The sequence below is a fragment of the Microbacterium sp. bgisy207 genome, from assembly GCF_057706855.1.
In genome coordinates this window covers 22,864-38,322 of sequence record NZ_JBYIPB010000007.1, presented here as the reverse complement: position 1 = coordinate 38,322, position 15,459 = coordinate 22,864, and the positions used below count along the sequence as shown (strand labels likewise).

The window sequence follows — 15,459 nt, the reverse complement described above, 5'->3', positions numbered from 1 at the left end:
GTGGCACTGGCCGCCTCCCGGGTCTCGCTCCCGCCACGTCCACCTGACCGCGCACGGTCTCGTCGGCGCGCACGACGCCGGAACGCGGCAGCCGCGTTCCTGTTCCTGAGCCCCTGGCTTCTGGGTTTCGGTGTCTTCACCGCGTGGCCGCTGATCTACAGCGCGTATCTCTCCCTGACCGACTACGACGTGATCAACGATCCTGGCTTCGTCGGCCTCGAGAACTATGTGCAGCTGTTCTCCGACCCGAAGATCGCCCTGGCCCTGGGCAACACGGTGCTGTTCACCGCACTCCAGGTGCCGTTGTACATCATCGTGGCGCTGGTTCTCGCTCTCCTGCTCAATCGCGCGGGGCGTAGCGCCGGGTTCTTCCGCACCGTCTTCTTCCTCCCGAAGATGACTCCCCCCGTCGCCGTCGGCGTTCTGTTCCTGCTGCTGTTCAACGGGCAGAACGGGCTCATCAACGTGGTGTTGGGCTGGTTCGGAATCGACGGTCCGTCGTGGACCACCGACCCGGCATGGGTCAAGCCGGGGCTCATCATCATGAGCCTGTGGACGATCGGGGCCTCTGTGATCATCCTGCTCGCGGCCCTGCGGGGCGTACCCGATGACCTGTATGACGCGGCCAAGATCGACGGGGCCGGATTCTGGCGGCAATCGCTGTCGGTGACTCTTCCCTTGATCAGTCCCGCGATCTTCTTCATCGTCGTCGTCAACACGATCGCCGGACTGCAGACCTTCGATGAGGCATACACGGCGTTCTTCGGCGCGGGCAACACGACCTACAGCAACGACGCCGCCCTGTTCTACGTCATCTATCTGTTCCAACAGGCGTTCGAATTCCTCCAGATGGGCTACGCCTCAGCCATGGCGTGGCTGCTGTTCGCGCTCATCATGCTCGTGACGGTCATCCAGCTCGTGGTCTCGCGGCGGCTGGTCTATTACGAAGCCGAGGACGCACGATGACCCAGGTCCTTCCGCCGCCGAGCGAGTCCGAGACGGATGCGCAGAAAGCCCCCGGTGCCGGGGCGGTTGAGCTGTGGACCTCGGCCGATACCGACGGAAGGCCCGACGAGCGTCCACGCACCCGTCGCCCTCAGGGGTTCGGTCGGCGGCAGCCACGAGCGCGCGCCTCCCGGATCGGCATCACCGCGGCCCTGACGGTGCTCGCCGGCATCTTCGCCTACCCCTTCATCTGGCTCGTCAGCGCATCCTTCAAGCCCCGCGGCGAGGTCTTCGACAATGCGCTCATCCCGAAGACCTTCACGCTCGAGAACTACATCACCGTGTGGCAGGAGGCGCCCCTGGCGTTGTGGATCCTCAACACCGTGATCGTCACGGTTCTTGCAGCGGTCGCCGTCACCGTCTCGAGCGCGATGGTCGCGTGGGGATTCTCCTACTACCGGTTCCCCCTGCGGGGTCTGCTGTTCGGACTGGTCCTGGCGACCATGATGCTGCCCGGCGCCGTCACAATGATTCCGACGTTCCTCATCTGGAACTCGCTCGGAGCCGTGGGCACTCTCTATCCGCTGTGGGCGCAGAACCTCTTCGGCAGCGCGTTCTACATCTTCCTGCTGCGACAGTTCATGCTCGGGCTACCGCGGGACCTGTTCGATGCGGCGCGCGTCGACGGCGCGAACGCGTGGACAGTGTTCTGGCGGATCGCACTCCCCCTCACGCGCCCTGCGCTGGCCGTGACGATGGTCTTCGAGGTTCAGGCGGTCTGGACTGACCTCATGCGGGCGCTCATCTATCTGCGGGACTCGACGACGTTCACGATTCCCCGGGGCCTGAAGTGGCTCGTGGACGCCTACGGCTTCGGCGGCGAGTGGCACTGGGAGATCATCGTCACCGCCAGTGTGATCGCGACGATCCCGATGATCGTGGTGTTCTTCTTCGCTCAGCGTCAGATCATCGATGGAGTCAGCGCCGGCGCCGTCAAGGGATGAGCGCCCGCGATCACAGTTCGAGCGGCCAGGGGTCGTCGGGGGCTGCTCCCTGCGCGCCGTCGAGTCGCGCGGTGCGCCGCTGAATCTCCTCGAGCGCCGCATGATCGGGCTCGACAGTGATGCCGCCCGCGACGGATTCGACGATGAACGCGGTTGCCTCGCTGAGGAGCAATGTGGCGCTCACCCGGTTGCCCTCCGCGCTCACCGCGGGCACCGTGATCGCATCCGCGGTCTGGTGCTCGCTGAGCACACGGGCGTAATCGATCAGGGCTTGGGCCGTGTCGTCGTGCATGAACAGCGACCTACCGGCGTAATGCACATGCTTCATACGCCCAGAACCTACGCGGGATCACCGGTGATGCGGCAGGCGGTTGACAACCGCGCGCGCGACACTCATCGTCCGGCAGCGAGCGTTCAGCGCTCGCCGAGAGCCCGGGTCGCCTCCGCCGGAAGGACGCGTACCGGGATCACCACGACATCCTGGACCTTCCAGTCTGCTGCCACCAGCTGCTCATGGGCGTCGTCCAACTGGGACAGGGTGACTCGGCCGCGGCGGGGAACGACGAACGCCTCGATGTGGAAGACCTGCCCCATGTCCCGCATGCGTATCGCCGCATCCGCGACCCACGGGAGGGAACGAAGCCGTGCCGCGCACTCCGCAGCAAGCGGATGGACCCGTGCGTCGTCCGTGGAGCGCGCCCGCTGATCCATGAGGTCAACGATCGCGCCGCGAGAGTTGGTCCACCCGTCGCGGACGATCCCGAGCGAGATGAACAGCGCCGCAGCCCCGTCGAGCCACCACCATCCGATCCCCACGCCGAGCACGCCGACGATGGTCGCGGCATTGCTGGTCCAATCGGCCTTGGCCATGTCGGCATCCGCGGCCAAGACCTTGTTGTGAAGGGTTTGGGCGAGCCGCGCCTTGGCGCGCCCGTAGAGGGGCGGGACAGCGGCAATGAGCGCCATGAACGCGATCATGATCCAGCCGAGCCAGATGGTGTGGCCGGCGATCCGCACCGTTCCGATGGCCGGATGCTCGCCCGTGATCAGACCGATGACGGACTGGGTTGCGAGCGAGCCGCCGACGCCGAGCAATGCAACGCCGGCCACGAGGTGACCGACCCCCATGATGCGGTGGTACCCGAAAGGGAAGGCCTTGTTCGGGCGCCGACGCACAAGGATCAGACCGAGCAGGAACGAGATCTGCGGCAGCAGCGAGAGCATGTCTTCGATCCACGCGGTGCGCATGGCCTGCGAGCCGCCCAGGATGAACGCCATCAGGGTGATCGTCACGACGGTGAAGCCCATCGTGAACCACTCCCATCGCACCGCCGCACGCAGCGCGGTCTGCTGCTGCTCGGGAAGGTCGGTGCGACCGAGAGTCCTCACGGCGCGACTCCGTCGAGGTAGGTTTCGAGCGTCAACTGAAAGCGGTTCTCCCCGAGCGGAAGAAGAACGACGAACGACTCGCCGGACGGCAACCAGTACTCTCTGGTCACGCTGGCACGGTCCATCCACGGCGTGTGGGTACTCATCCCGCCGATCGCCACGTCGAGAACGCCGCGCTCGAGCGCATCAACCAACTGCTCCTCGCTGCCGATCGACCAGCTGACCCGTGCGCCGAGCTCGGTCGCGAAGCTCTCGATGAGCTCAGGAAGGGGCCCGGATACCTCATCCCCGGCGATGACGACCATATCGCCGGCCGCGGAGGCCCCGGCCCGGAGCACGCCGTGCCGCACGCGGTCGGTCGTGCCGTCGGGGTCGGCGGGAATGCTGCATCCGACGAGCGCGACGCACAGCACAGCTCCCAGGCAGAGCAGCCACGCGCGCTTCAGGGCGCGGGATACGGCCTGGCCCGTAGCGTGCGCGCGAGATGAGCCGCGTTCATCGCCACCGTCTTCGCCGTCGTCACGACGTTCTCGGGGGTCTGATCCAGATCCTTGAAGTCGGTCGAGTGCATTGCTTCGCCGTTCCAATACAGACCTCCCTGGCTGGGCACCGTGAAGCCCACGTCGTTGAGCGCCTGGAACGCGTTCGCGATGATCGCGTGCGCGCCGTCCTCGTTGCCCGTCACGACGACGACGGCGACCTTGCCGGCCAGCACAGCCCGGCCCTCGTCATCCGTCTTCGAGATCTCGGCGTCGAGCCGCTCGATGACCCGCTGCGCGACGCTGGACATGTGGCCTACCCATGTGGGGGTGGCGAGGATGAGGATGTCGGCAGCCATGATCTGCTCGCGAACCCGCGGCCACTCATCCCCGTCGCCCATGTCGGCTTCCACCCCGGGTCGGATGTCGAGATCGACCACGCGCACCCGCGAACTGGTCACGCCCTGGTCCGTCAGCGCATCCATCACCAGCTCGCTGAGCAGTTCGGTGCTCGACGCGGCGGGCGATGGCTTGAGGGTGCAGTTGAGCGCGATGGCGCGCACGGTCGTGTCAGTAGTGGCGTCCGTCATACCGGCCAGTCAACCGGCCGCCGAGTGAGCCGTCTCGGGCCTTGACAGGGCTGCGCTCACCGTACTCTTCACGGTGCGCGAGGACTGTCAAGCCCCCCTGACAGCGGGGAGGGGCATCCGTATCGTGCGGAGGGTTTTCGTTCGCCGCGTCACCCGGCGCTGCGAACCCCACCCGTTGAGGAGGCGAAATGGATGACGGACTGACCATCGACTGGACAGTGATGCCGACCTACAACACCATCATGGCTGTCGCCGCCGGGGCCGGCCTGCTCTCGATCGTCCTGCTCGGTTGGCGGGTCTCGCGCGGGCAGGCGTTCTCGGCCGAAGGCCACGCCGTGAACTTCGGGGTGCTCGGAGCGATCCTGACGATCACGGGAGCGCACATGACCCTCACCTGGCCGTTCGCTGCCTATTTCCCGTTCGACAACATCATCTTCGGGGAGCCGAGCCTGGCGCTGGGCGTCCTGCTGCTGGCGGCCGCGATCGTGCTGTGGCGCAGGCGCACAGCCCTGGGCGAGGCGGAACGACCCGGCGCGGCACTCGCCGCGGTGGCCGCACCGCTCGCGATCATCATCGTCGGCCTCGGGCTCTCACTCATCGCGATCGCCGCCGCCGGCATCGCCTTCCAACTGTTTACCGCACCGCCCGAAGAGCCGCTGACCGGCTTCTTCGCGCAGTGGCCGTGGGTCGAGACAATCTTCATCTCGGGTCTGTACGCGATCACCGGCCTCGGCGCGCTGACCTTCCCGCTCGCGGCACGCGACACCGGTCGGGGGCGAGCCGGCACCGCGGCACAATACGTGACCGGGATCGCCCTGGGCCTGTCGGGAATCGCGTTCCTGCTCTTCGGAGCGCTGAACTTCTACACGCACATCGGCCTCATCGTGAACACGATGTGAGGACAACGAGACAACGGGACGACGCCGGGTCAGTCCCAGTCGAGGTAGTCCTCGATGGGCCAGGCAGTTTCCCCGACGTGGGTCAGGGGAAAGAGGTCACGCGCACCGTCGATCGTGACGACGCTGACCCGCTCCGGCGCGGTCGCGCGAAGCGCCTCGGCGTTCGCGGGCGGCATCACCTCATCCATCGCGCCTTGGATCACGAGGATCGGGATCGCCGGGGGCAAGGGGATCCCCTCCGTTCGCGACCACTCCGCCCGCGCGGTGCGCTGCATTGCCACGAGTTGCGTGTTCCGCGCCGAGGCGGGGATCTCCGATGTGGCCGGCGACGCATCCACGCCGGTCTCGACGCCGAGCAGAAGCAGACCCGCAGCGCGTGTCGGGTGGTCGATCGCAACTGAACGAGCGACAGTCCCGCCGAAGCCGTGCCCACCTACCCACGGGCACTCGAGCCCGAGATGATCCATGACATCGACCACATCCTGAGCGAGCTCGCGCATCGTGACGCTCGCTCCCGGTTCGGGGCGACGGGCACCGATCCGCACGACACGGAAGTCCTCCTCCGTGAGCGCCTCGGCGAGCGGACCCAGGTAGGCGATGTTGAGTCCCTCACCCGGAACCAGCACGAGCGAGGGTCCATCTCGACGATCATCCGCGTATGGAATCGCCCGCCCGTCGGGCTCGAACGTCTCGGTATCGGCCATCCGTCTCAGTCCTCTCGCGGTGGGTGCCTGTCGTCGCGCCGTCGGGAGGGGAGTCCCGGCGCGGCGTGCATCCTGGACGACCCTAACGGACTCGCGTGAGCGATGCCGCAGGGTTCGTCCAGGGCGCCGACGTGATCGTCAGCGCTCCGAGAGTCGCAGCAGCAATTCCGCCGTGAGGTAACGAGCGCGACCCAGCGACGAACGAGGATCGTAGCCGAGCTCTTGGGTGAGCGCCCCGTGCCGCGCCTGTACCGTCGAATGATGCATGCCGAGCGCGGCGGATGCGGCGCGCAGACTTTCGGTGTTGACCAGGGCGTCGAGGATCTCGCGGGAGCGCCGTGGGAGACCCGCGAGCACGGTGACGTCTTCGGGCGGGGCAGCCGGATCGAACGCCTTGGCAACGAGCAGGAGAGCGCCGAGTTCGCCGGCATCGACCATCGGGTGCGCGGAGTCGGTGAGGCGGAGAGCCGTCGTCGCCGCGTCCCACGATTCCGGCAGTCGGTCGGCAGACACCCACGGGCCCACCCCTCCGCGCGCGGGCGCTGCCCGGGTGCCGTCATCGAGGAGGACTCGGACGATACCCGCCGCGGCGGTCAGCGGCACCGAACCGGGTGCGTCGTCGTCAAGCGGCAAGGCAACCGCGCGCACACGCCGCGAGCCATCCATCCGGAGGCGCGCGAGTGCAGCGACGCGATCGACCAACGGGCGATCGGCGTCGACGACGATTTCCACCGCCGCGTCAGGCTCGTGGCGGGCGAGAGTCAGGGTCACCGCAAGCGCAAGCCGCTCGACCACCATCTCGTCGCCGACGATGTGCGTGTCACCGCGTTCCAGCCACACGCGGCCACCCGGGATGCCCCGCGTCGGCGCCTGGATCACCGGATCACCGTCGACGCGCCGACCGGACGGGTCACGGCGCTGAACTCGGTCGTGGTGCACAATGCCCGCGGTGACTCCGGACAGGGTGGCCGCAGCCCGCAGGAGTGCATCGATCCCGGCTCCCGCGCCGACGAGGGCGTCGAAGTACGTGATGACCTTGAGTGTCTCGCTCACCTCGGGATCGAGGGCCGTGATGCGGCCAACGAGCTCTTGCATACGCCTCACCTGCCTCGGAGTCCTCCGCGATGAGGCTCCGCGCTCACCCTAGCCCGCCGGGCGAACGCGGGGCCACCGCGGGTGCTACCGGGCGAGGAGCCTGGCCACCCACGCGTCGCGAGCGGCGATCATCGCCTGCGCGATTGCGGACTGGGGCGCCATCTGGTCGAAGCCATGGAACCCACCGGGCCACACGTGCAACTCGGCCTGTACGCCCGCGTGCCAGAGGGACGTCGCGTAGGCGACGTCCTCGTCGCGGAACACCTCGACCGACCCGCAGTCGATGAACGCAGGCGGGAGACCCGACAGGTCGGTCGCCCGGGCGGGCGCAGCGTAGATCGAGACGTCGTCGGTCCCGCGACGGTCGCCCAGGAGTGCCGACCACCCGGTCACATTGCTCGTGCGGTCCCACACGCCGACGCCGTCGACCTGGGCTGTCGACACCGTGGCATCGCGGTCATCGAGCATCGGGTAGATGAGCACCTGACCGACCAGCGCGGGGCCCCGACGGTCCCGCGCGAGGAGGGCGGTGCCCGCCGCGAGACCACCGCCCGCACTCGCACCGGCGATGATGAGCCGTTCGGGGTCGATACCGAGCTCTTCGGCGTGATCCGCCGTCCACACCAGGGCCGCGTAGCAGTCCTCCACCGGGTACGGGTCGGGGAACTCTGGCGCGAGACGGTACTCGACGGTGACGGCGACGGCGTCGTGCTCCACGACCCACGCGAGGACTCCGCCGATACCCGTGAAGCGGTCACCGATGATCATGCCGCCGCCGTGTGTATGAAAGATGCCGGGGCCGGGGCCAGCGTGGCCGATCTTTCGCAGGACGCTCACGTCGATGAGGTCGCCCCCGTGACCGGGAATCGTGTGGTCGACGCGTTCAACGCCGGCCTCGGCGAGGACATCCTCGATCGGGACAGCACCGGGGAGCCCCTGCCGGAGCATCGGGATCATCTCCGGCGTGATGGCCGGGGGCAGCATGTCGGCCAGGACGGCCAGCACCGCCTCCAGCTCGGGGTCGAACGGCGGGCGTGCGAGCGTGGTTGCCATGGGAACTCCTTTGTTCTCCGACGGAATAGGGTTGTGCCCCCAAGGATCCATCGTCGAAGACGTCATTGCGACCGCCGAACGCGGCGGATCAGAGGTCCTGGACCCGCCATGCGGCGCGCGTGCCCGCATCGCGGGAGACTCTGCTACGGACCGGGGCTCCATCCCTGCTCATGCATTCTCGCGAATCGGTCGATGAGGAGATCCGGCGCAAACGCGACTCTGCATCCTCGTCGCACGCCGCGACCGGATGCGCGCCCGCAGCGCGTTCTGCCAGGGAACGCGGCCTGCGGGCACATCGATTCTCGCCACGCGCCGGTCGAGCATGCCACCGATCAACTCTTCGCGGTTCGCGACGTGCTTGTAAAGCGCCGTCGCCGTGACCCTGAGCGAGTCCGCGACCCTCCGCATGCTGGTGGCATCGAGCCGGACCTTGTCCGCCAGGTCGGCCGCGGCATCCTCGTCGGACAGGGCCTTGGTCACAGCGTGAACACCGTCATCCTGGCCTGGCTGCTGCTCGATGCCCGCGCCGTCCCTCGTGCGCTGGCATTGCCGAAGAGGCCGGGGCGAGCTGATACCGGCCGGAGCATGGTGCGCGGCGAGTCCGGCACGGACATCGACCTGGGAAGGGTGGACCAGACAGACACGAGCTTCGGACAGTGTCACCAAGATCGGAGGATTCACGCGCAGTCTTCCGAGTTTGGTGACATTCTCCGAAGTTCATGAGCGGATGCCGGGGACTCTCGCCCGGGCGAAACTCAATTGTTGAAGCGGAACTCCACGACGTCGCCGTCCTGCATGACGTAGTCCTTGCCCTCGAGGCGCGCCTTGCCGCGCGCGCGGGCCTCGACGACCGACCCCGCGTCGACGAGGTCGGCGAACGAGATGACCTCGGCCTTGATGAAGCCCTTCTCGAAGTCGGTGTGGATGACGCCCGCCGCCTGCGGGGCCTTCCAGCCCTTCCCGATCGTCCAGGCACGCGCCTCCTTCGGCCCCGCAGTGAGGTACGTCTGCAGCCCCAGGGTGTCGAAGCCGATCCGGGCGAGCTGGTCGAGCCCCGACTCCTCCTGCCCCGTCGAGGCCAGCAGCTCCGCGGCATCCTCGGGGTCGAGGTCGATCAGCTCGGACTCGATCTTCGCGTCGAGGAAGACGGCCTTCGCGGGAGCGACGAGGGCTTCGAGCTCGGCCTTGCGGGCGGCATCCGTGAGCACCGACTCGTCGACGTTGAAGACGAAGATGAACGGCTTGGCGGTGAGCAGTCCCAGTTCCCGGATGGGGGCGAGGTCGATGCCGGATGCCGACAGCAGCGCGCCGCGCTCGAGCGCGTCCTTGGCGGCCAGGGCGGTCTCGAGCACGACCGGCTCGGTCTTTCTGCCCTTGACCTCCTTCTCGTAGCGCACGATCGCCTTCTCGAGGGTCTGCAGGTCGGCGAGCTGCAACTCCGCGTTGATGGTCTCCATGTCGTTCTTGGGGTCGACCGCCCCGTCGATATGGACCACGTCGGAGTCGGCGAACCCGCGGACCACCTGCGCGATCGCGTCCGCCTCACGGATGTTCGCGAGGAACTGGTTGCCCAGCCCCTCCCCCTCCGATGCCCCGCGCACGATGCCGGCGATGTCGACGAACGACACAGCAGCCGGCAGGATCCGCTCGGAACCGAAGATCTCCGCGAGCGTCGCCAGCCGCGGGTCAGGCAGATTCACGACTCCGACGTTGGGCTCGATCGTGGCGAACGGGTAGTTCGCCGCGAGCACCTGGTTCTTGGTCAGCGCGTTGAAAAGGGTCGACTTGCCGACGTTGGGGAGTCCGACGATTCCGATGGTGAGAGCCACGAGGGACCAGTCTACGTGGGCGGGGCAGGCAGACCCCGGCGTGCCTGAGCGCGGATGTCGGCGGTGCGCGCGAAGCTGAACCCGTGCCACTGGATTTCACCGCTATCGATTTCGAGACGGCGAACTCCAGTACTGCCTCCGCGTGCGCGGTGGGCATGGCACGCGTGCGCGCCGGCGTCGTCGTCGAAACGGCGGGGTGGCTCATCCGGCCCCCGTTCCCCCATGACCGATTCTTCGAGATCAACACCCGGATCCACGGAATCCGCGAGCAGGACGTCGCCGACGCCCCGACGTGGGCGCAGCAGCTTCCGGATGTGGTCGCCTTCATCGGAGGCGACATCGCGATCGCGCACAATGCCGGGTTCGACATGAGCGTCATCCGCCGCGCGTGCGAGGCGACCGGGACGCCGTGTCCCGATCTCGTCTACGCCTGCACCGTCCAGATGTCCCGGCGCACGTACGACATCCCCTCTCATCGCCTGCCCGCTGCCGCGGCGGCGGCGGGATACACCGGTTTTGTGCACCACGAGGCGACGGCGGATGCCGTGGCGTGCGCGCACATCGCGATCGACGCGGCGCGCCGTGCGGGTGCGCACGACATCACCACTCTTGCCGAGACGCTCGGCGTGCGGCTCGGTCGTCTGGAAGGGTTTGCTGCAGCGACCGAGACGGTCTTGAGCTGAGGCCCCGGCCGGCTGGAGTACGCCGCGGCGCGGTGAGGCGACGATGTCGGTGGCTCGCGGCATCCTGACGACATGGACGCATTACTGATGTCGGCGATCATCCTCGGGAGTCTGCTCGCCGGGCTCATCGCGGGGTGGGTCTTCGGCGCGGCAGGGGCGCGAGCGCGCGGAACCGTGCAGCTGAGCGCGCTCCGAGAGCGGCTCGCCGCGACCGAAGCCGCGCACTCGGCGGCGCTCGCGCAGCTCGACGGGCAGAAGGAACTGTACCGGGAGCTCATCGCACAGACGAGGGCCGATCAGGCAGCCCGCGAGGAACGGGAACGCCGAGAGCAGTCGGTGCTTCGCGCCCTGGAGCCGGTACGCGAGACGCTCCAGTCGATGCAGCTGACTGTCGCAGAGCTCGAGCGCGAGCGGCAGAGCCAGTACGGCACGATCGCCGAGCAGCTGCGCCGGGCGCAGCAATCCGACGAAGCGTTGCGTGCGACCACCGAGAGCCTCGCGAGCGCGCTGCGATCGGGGAGCACGCGCGGCGTGTGGGGAGAGACGCAGCTACGCCGAGTCGTCGAAGCGGCCGGTCTCACACGCCACGTCGACTTCGACATCCAGTCGACGATCGACACGGATGCCGGCACCGGCCGTCCCGACATGATCATCCGGCTCCCCGGAGACAAGGCGATCGCGGTGGACGCCAAGGTCCCCCTCGACGCGTACCTCGAGGCCGTCGCCGTCCCCGACACCGCAACCGGCGCTGACGCAGCGACCCGGCGCACGCTCATGGACAAGCATGTCAAGGCGGTGCGAGCCCACGTCGACGCGCTCGCGAAGAAGACCTACTGGGCAGGGCTCTCCTCGAGCCCGGAGTTCGTCATCTGCTTCGTTCCGAGCGAATCGCTCTTGTCGGCAGCACTGGATGCCGACCCGGCGCTGCTGGACTACGCGTTCGGCAGGCGGGTCGCCCTCGCTTCGCCGGTCAACCTCTGGGCCGTACTGAAGACCGTCGCTTACACCTGGACCCAACAGGACGTCACCGCGGATGCACGTCGCCTGTTCGATCTCGGCAACGAGCTGTTCGCGCGTCTGGGTGGCCTTGCCTCACACGCGAACGATCTCCGTCGCTCCATCGAGCGCACTGTCGAGTCCTTCAACCGCTTCGCAGGAACGCTCGAGTCTCGGGTTCTCGTCACGGCGCGCAAGTTCCCCGGCATCGATGAGACGAAGCTGGATGCCGCGACAGGACCCGCCCCCATCGAGTCGGCCCCGCGTCACCTGACCGCGATCGAGTTCCTTGACGACCGCGATGGCGACGAACCGGGCGGCACCGTTGCGGACACCGATACTCGCGTGCGCATCGCCGCCGATCTCGGCGACATCCGCGGCCGGATCCAGTCGCCTACGCGCCGCCCGGAATGAGGCTGAGCAGCGCGATGACGGTGCCTGACACCAGGATGAAGGCGCCGATCGACCACCACACCGACGGCTGGTGACCCTCCGGCCGACGGACCCGGAAGAACACGTCGGGTCGTCGCGCGGGATCGCTGGCATCGGCGATCACGGCCTGCGCCCCGGTGTGCGGACCCGTACGCGGGTTCCGGTCCTCGCTCGGCGGTGTCGACATCGCGTCACTCCTCGCTTCTGTTCGGCCTCCCCCGATTCTGCCAGCCGATCACAGCTCTGCCGGCCGATCACAGCCATTTCGACACGAGATGCTCCGAAGACAAGCGCCGGAGTGTTCCCGATGCCCCGCGCAGCACGACGCTCTCGGTGTAGACATAACCGCCCTCGCGTCGAACACCGGCGACGAGTTCACCGTTGGTCACCCCGGTCGCCACGAAGATCGTGTTGCTGCCCTGCACCATGTCGTCTGCCTCGTACACGTGCCCGCCGATCTTGAGTCCGGCATCGATCGCGCGCTGCGACTCGTCGTCATCGCGCGGCCAGAGCCTGCCCTGGATGTGTCCTCCCAGAGCCTTGATCGCGCACGCGGTCACGATTCCCTCGGGACTGCCGCCGATCCCGACGCACATATCGGTGCGCGCGTTATGGCGCGCCGCATTGATCCCGCCCGCGACATCACCGTCGGTCATGAGCCGAGTGCCCGCCCCCGCCTCGCGGATGTCAGCGATGAGCTGGTCATGGCGAGGGCGGTTGAGGACCGACACCACGATCTCGTCGACAGGCTTTCCCAGCGCCTTCGCGAGAAGCCGGATGTTCTCACCGATCGGCAGGCGGATGTCGACGACGCCGACGCCCGCCGGGCCCGTGACGAGCTTGTCCATGTAGAAGACCGAGGACGCGTCAAGCATCGTGCCGCGATCGGACACGGCGATCACAGAAAGGGCGTTGTTGCGTCCCGCCGCGGTCAGGGATGTCCCGTCGATCGGATCGACGGCGACATCGCACTGAGGGCCGCGCCCGTTCCCGACGCTCTCGCCGTTGAAGAGCATGGGAGCGTTGTCCTTCTCGCCCTCGCCGATGACGATCGTGCCATCGAAGCTCACCGTCGTGAGAAAGGCCCGCATCGCGTCAACGGCCGCCCCGTCGGCGGCCTCCTTGGCACCGCGGCCGATGAAGGGAACGGATCTGATCGCGGCGGCCTCCGTCGCGCGTACCAGCTCGAGAGCGAGGTTCCGATCAGGATGCAAGGGGCTCATGTCTGCGGTCAGGCTCACCATGCCTTCACCCTAGCGACGGCACCTGCGCTCTCCGCCCTCTTTCGCGCGCCGTCGCGCGCAACAATCACGGTTCTTTCCGCTCGCGAAACCGCGCGCCGGCTATGCGCCGCTGTGTCCGCTCGAGACTCCCGCCGCCCACTCGAGCGCGATCAGCACGATGAGGCCGATGACCGCCGAAAGCGCCATCGCGCCCATGAGCCACGCGAGGGTCATGCTCTTGGCCCGCGGCGAACGGATGTAGATCGCACTGGTGATCATCGCGAGGTATCCGGCAACCAGGAGCGCCAACGCCATCCCCGCCGAGGCGAACTGCAACGGCATGAGGAACGCGAACACGGTTCCGGCAACGACGAGCAGGATGCCGCCGGCGATCAGCCACCGTTTCTCGCTACCCTCCCGCATGGCGGGCTGGTTGCGTAGGCTGGTGGGGTCGTCTTCCTTCGGATCAGTCACCGTTGTGACGGTAGAACCGCCGGCCGCAGTCCGCACACCCCTTGACAGAGCCCCCGTCGGCTCTCGATCACCCGGCCGCACGGCTCACGACCGCGCGACTCACGATCGCACGACGGGCTCGCTTTTCGCATCGAAGTGCTGCGCGACCAAGAGAATCCCGCCAGAGGAGTTCGCGGAGTTGGCGAGGTCTTCGATCCACTCGCGGCTCAGCGGCGGGGGCTCGGGCTCATCGAACACGAACCGGAGCGGAATGGACGGATGCAGCCACAGCGTGGTGCGACCGGGTTCTTGATCATCGGGGTGCTGCCACGACACCGTGAAACTTTCGCCGCGGCGCAGCTTGGTCGCGATCACGACCTTGAGATGCGCGAGCGCGAGGTCATCGATGTAGATCGGGGTCGCCGACCCTCCGTAGTAGACAGTTCCCATGTGCGCCACCCTAGGCGTCGAGCGGCGAGTTCGCGCCAAGATGGCAGAACCTTCATGTTCCGGTTCAGCGTCTGTGCGGGCTCGATCAATCTCACGGCTCCCGTCTGCGTGAGCGCGCACGCGCTTCGCTAGAGTGACCGTGACCCCCACCGAGGTGAATCCCCCCGACAAGGAGCGCACTCATGCCCGTGGCAACCCCCGACCAGTACGCCGAGATGCTCGATCGCGCGAAAGCGGGCGGGTTCGCATATCCGGCCATCAACGTGTCCAGTTCGCAGTCGATCAATGCGGTGCTCCAGGGTCTGACAGAGGCTGGCTCTGACGGCATCCTGCAGGTCACCACCGGCGGCGCGGACTACTTCGCCGGCCACACCGTGAAGGCGCGCGCAACGGGCGCGCTGGCGATGGCGAAGTTCGCGACCGAAGTCGCCAAGAACTACCCCATTACCGTGGCTCTGCACACCGACCACTGCCCGAAGCCCGCGCTGGAGGACTTCGTTCTTCCGCTGCTGGCGGCATCCGAAGAGCAGGTGAAGGCAGGCGGCGAGCCCATCTTCCAGTCCCACATGTGGGACGGGTCGGCGGTGCCGCTCGCCGAGAACATCGAGATCGCCAAGGAACTTCTCCCGCGGCTCAAGAACATCAACGCGATCCTCGAGGTCGAGATCGGTGTCGTCGGCGGGGAAGAGGATGGCGTCAAGCACGAGGGCACCAACGACGCCCTCTACACCACCACCGGCGACGTGACGCAGGTCGTGGAAGCGCTCGGCCTGGGCGAGCAGGGGCGCTGGATCGCGGCGCTCACGTTCGGGAACGTCCACGGCGTCTACAAGCCGGGGAACGTCAAGCTCAAGCCGGAGCTGCTCGGCGAGATCCAGGAGGGTATCGCCGCCGCGTTCGGCACCTCGGCAAAGCCGCTCGATCTCGTCTTCCACGGCGGCAGCGGTTCGACCGATGAGGAGATCGCCCTGGCCGTTGCCAACGGCGTCATCAAGATGAACATCGACACCGACACCCAGTACGCGTTCACGCGGTCGGTCGCGGGTTTCATGTTCAGCAACTACGACGGCGTGCTCAAGGTCGACGGCGAGGTCGGGAACAAGAAGGCCTACGACCCGCGAGCGTGGGGCAAGATCGCCGAGTCGGCGATGGCCGCCCGTGTCGTGGAGGCGACGCAGCAGCTCGGGTCGGCAGGCAAGTCGCACGGCGCCTGAGGTCGTGTACGCCGTTCACGG

19 protein-coding genes are annotated in these 15,459 nt (G+C 67.5%); 6 read left to right on the top strand and 13 right to left on the bottom strand.

Annotated elements, in window-relative coordinates; genetic code table 11:
* Positions 1 to 966 carry a carbohydrate ABC transporter permease gene (locus tag AC3ENO_RS08115; RefSeq protein WP_434970140.1) on the top strand — a complete coding sequence of 322 codons (966 nt, stop codon included), beginning with the start codon at positions 1 to 3 and terminating at the stop codon, positions 964 to 966.
* Positions 963 to 1,949 (top strand): carbohydrate ABC transporter permease, encoded by a 987-nt coding sequence (locus tag AC3ENO_RS08110; protein WP_434970139.1) that lies wholly within the window; start codon positions 963 to 965, stop codon positions 1,947 to 1,949. Before AC3ENO_RS08115 ends, AC3ENO_RS08110 begins: the two co-directional genes overlap by 4 nt.
* A gap of 10 nt (positions 1,950 to 1,959) precedes the next feature.
* Here AC3ENO_RS08110 and AC3ENO_RS08105 read toward each other — a convergent pair whose 3' ends face one another.
* The 4 genes from AC3ENO_RS08105 to AC3ENO_RS08090 form a co-directional block, all read right to left on the bottom strand.
* Positions 1,960 to 2,277, bottom strand: coding sequence for a hypothetical protein (locus AC3ENO_RS08105; protein ID WP_434970138.1), 318 nt, complete (start codon positions 2,275 to 2,277; stop codon positions 1,960 to 1,962).
* Positions 2,278 to 2,363: 86 nt separating this feature from the next.
* On the bottom strand, positions 2,364 to 3,338 hold the full coding sequence (locus tag AC3ENO_RS08100; RefSeq protein ID WP_434970137.1) for a cation efflux transmembrane domain-containing protein: 975 nt from the start codon (positions 3,336 to 3,338) through the stop codon (positions 2,364 to 2,366).
* Complete coding sequence (locus AC3ENO_RS08095; protein ID WP_434970136.1) at positions 3,335 to 3,751, bottom strand: transglycosylase SLT domain-containing protein; 417 nt, start codon at positions 3,749 to 3,751, stop codon at positions 3,335 to 3,337. Before AC3ENO_RS08095 ends, AC3ENO_RS08100 begins: the two co-directional genes overlap by 4 nt.
* Before the next feature lie 29 nt (positions 3,752 to 3,780).
* Positions 3,781 to 4,407: a flavodoxin family protein gene (locus tag AC3ENO_RS08090; RefSeq protein WP_434970135.1), complete on the bottom strand. Its 627-nt coding sequence runs from the start codon at positions 4,405 to 4,407 to the stop codon at positions 3,781 to 3,783.
* Between the two features lie 188 nt (positions 4,408 to 4,595).
* Here AC3ENO_RS08090 and AC3ENO_RS08085 point away from each other — a divergent pair, with 188 nt between their 5' ends.
* Positions 4,596 to 5,306, top strand: coding sequence for a DUF981 family protein (locus AC3ENO_RS08085; RefSeq protein ID WP_434970134.1), 711 nt, complete (start codon positions 4,596 to 4,598; stop codon positions 5,304 to 5,306).
* A 29-nt stretch (positions 5,307 to 5,335) separates the two neighbouring features.
* Here the strand turns inward: AC3ENO_RS08085 and AC3ENO_RS08080 are convergent, their stop codons facing one another.
* The 5 genes from AC3ENO_RS08080 to ychF all read right to left on the bottom strand — a co-directional run bounded on the left by AC3ENO_RS08080 (position 5,336) and on the right by ychF (position 9,987).
* On the bottom strand, positions 5,336 to 6,010 hold the full coding sequence (locus tag AC3ENO_RS08080) for an alpha/beta fold hydrolase (protein WP_434970133.1): 675 nt from the start codon (positions 6,008 to 6,010) through the stop codon (positions 5,336 to 5,338).
* Positions 6,011 to 6,148: 138 nt separating this feature from the next.
* Positions 6,149 to 7,105, bottom strand: coding sequence for a hypothetical protein (locus tag AC3ENO_RS08075; protein WP_434970132.1), 957 nt, complete (start codon positions 7,103 to 7,105; stop codon positions 6,149 to 6,151).
* Positions 7,106 to 7,189: 84 nt separating this feature from the next.
* Positions 7,190 to 8,158: an alpha/beta hydrolase gene (locus AC3ENO_RS08070; RefSeq protein ID WP_434970131.1), complete on the bottom strand. Its 969-nt coding sequence runs from the start codon at positions 8,156 to 8,158 to the stop codon at positions 7,190 to 7,192.
* Between the two features lie 168 nt (positions 8,159 to 8,326).
* On the bottom strand, positions 8,327 to 8,638 hold the full coding sequence (locus AC3ENO_RS08065; RefSeq protein WP_434970130.1) for a TetR family transcriptional regulator: 312 nt from the start codon (positions 8,636 to 8,638) through the stop codon (positions 8,327 to 8,329).
* Between the two features lie 275 nt (positions 8,639 to 8,913).
* Complete coding sequence (gene ychF / locus AC3ENO_RS08060) at positions 8,914 to 9,987, bottom strand: redox-regulated ATPase YchF (protein WP_434970129.1); 1,074 nt, start codon at positions 9,985 to 9,987, stop codon at positions 8,914 to 8,916.
* An 83-nt stretch (positions 9,988 to 10,070) separates the two neighbouring features.
* On the opposite strand from ychF, the gene AC3ENO_RS08055 reads away from it, so the two are divergent.
* Both AC3ENO_RS08055 and AC3ENO_RS08050 read left to right on the top strand, forming a co-directional pair.
* Entirely contained in the window at positions 10,071 to 10,670 is a 600-nt protein-coding gene (locus AC3ENO_RS08055) for a 3'-5' exonuclease (protein ID WP_434970128.1), read from the top strand.
* 72 nt (positions 10,671 to 10,742) lie between these two features.
* Positions 10,743 to 12,080, top strand: coding sequence for a DNA recombination protein RmuC (locus AC3ENO_RS08050; RefSeq protein ID WP_434970127.1), 1,338 nt, complete (start codon positions 10,743 to 10,745; stop codon positions 12,078 to 12,080).
* On the opposite strand, the gene AC3ENO_RS08045 is transcribed toward AC3ENO_RS08050, so the two are convergent.
* The 4 genes from AC3ENO_RS08045 to AC3ENO_RS08030 all read right to left on the bottom strand — a co-directional run bounded on the left by AC3ENO_RS08045 (position 12,061) and on the right by AC3ENO_RS08030 (position 14,224).
* Positions 12,061 to 12,285, bottom strand: coding sequence for a UDP-N-acetylmuramyl pentapeptide phosphotransferase (locus AC3ENO_RS08045; RefSeq protein WP_434970126.1), 225 nt, complete (start codon positions 12,283 to 12,285; stop codon positions 12,061 to 12,063). The two genes, AC3ENO_RS08050 and AC3ENO_RS08045, sit on opposite strands and share 20 nt — an antisense overlap.
* Before the next feature lie 67 nt (positions 12,286 to 12,352).
* The gene (glpX, locus tag AC3ENO_RS08040) at positions 12,353 to 13,342 is read right to left on the bottom strand and encodes a class II fructose-bisphosphatase (protein WP_434970125.1); all 990 of its coding nucleotides are present in this window, start codon (positions 13,340 to 13,342) and stop codon (positions 12,353 to 12,355) included.
* 99 nt (positions 13,343 to 13,441) lie between these two features.
* Positions 13,442 to 13,795, bottom strand: a complete 354-nt coding sequence (locus AC3ENO_RS08035; protein ID WP_434970124.1) for a hypothetical protein — start codon at positions 13,793 to 13,795, stop codon at positions 13,442 to 13,444.
* A gap of 99 nt (positions 13,796 to 13,894) precedes the next feature.
* A complete protein-coding gene (locus AC3ENO_RS08030; RefSeq protein ID WP_434970123.1) occupies positions 13,895 to 14,224 on the bottom strand; it encodes a DUF7882 family protein in 330 nt (109 codons plus the stop codon).
* A 182-nt stretch (positions 14,225 to 14,406) separates the two neighbouring features.
* Here AC3ENO_RS08030 and fbaA point away from each other — a divergent pair, with 182 nt between their 5' ends.
* Entirely contained in the window at positions 14,407 to 15,438 is a 1,032-nt protein-coding gene (gene fbaA, locus AC3ENO_RS08025; protein WP_434970122.1) for a class II fructose-bisphosphate aldolase, read from the top strand.
* Positions 15,439 to 15,459 lie beyond the last annotated feature (21 nt).